Here is a 422-nt window from a genome sequence, read left to right on the forward strand (position 1 = left end):
GCGTTGCTAAGTCTGGGTCTATCCCAACAAAGGTACGAAATGCGACATAGGATTATCCCTGATTTCTGACGCGCATGATTGTTTGCCTGCTGGTTTCAAAATGGCGTGCAATGGCTGAGATCGTCTCGCCGTTTTTGATCTTGTCTCTCACTTCAGCCTGCTGATCCGCCGATAATGCTGATCGCCTCCCATTCGCCCATGTCATGGGCACATATCAACATGCTCGGCGAGCACGACTTCTTCGAGGAAAAGCTCCGCGATACCCTTGGCATCCTGCCCCCGAAAAAGGCAGCATAAACAGAGCAGCAAAACGGGCGGGGCGAAAACACGAAAAACGCCATCAGACTAACATCATGGCGTGAACGCTATGTCGCATTACGTACCTTTGTTGGGAGGAACCCCAAGGCTAGGATCGGGATGAA

Annotated in this window: 2 protein-coding genes; one reads left to right on the forward strand and one right to left on the reverse strand. The window is 51.7% G+C overall.

What is annotated here, in order from left to right; all coding sequences use genetic code 11:
- Positions 1 to 52: 52 nt before the first annotated feature.
- Positions 53 to 205: a helix-turn-helix domain-containing protein gene (locus A3722_RS23465; protein ID WP_114865794.1), complete on the reverse strand. Its 153-nt coding sequence runs from the start codon at positions 203 to 205 to the stop codon at positions 53 to 55.
- Between A3722_RS23465 and A3722_RS25120 the strand changes: the two genes are divergently transcribed.
- Positions 175 to 297 carry a hypothetical protein gene (locus A3722_RS25120; RefSeq protein WP_269084660.1) on the forward strand — a complete coding sequence of 41 codons (123 nt, stop codon included), beginning with the start codon at positions 175 to 177 and terminating at the stop codon, positions 295 to 297. The genes A3722_RS23465 and A3722_RS25120 overlap by 31 nt on opposite strands.
- The last annotated feature ends 125 nt before the right edge of the window (positions 298 to 422 follow it).

It is taken from the genome of Sulfitobacter sp. HI0027 (genome assembly GCF_001634775.1).
GTDB lineage: Bacteria > Pseudomonadota > Alphaproteobacteria > Rhodobacterales > Rhodobacteraceae > Sulfitobacter.

Coding starts and splice junctions, on each gene's coding strand:
- A3722_RS25120 (WP_269084660.1), top strand. CDS start 175: ATGCTGATCGCCTCCCATTCGCCCATGTCATGGGCACATATCAACATG.
- A3722_RS23465 (WP_114865794.1), bottom strand. CDS start 205: ATGACATGGGCGAATGGGAGGCGATCAGCATTATCGGCGGATCAGCAG.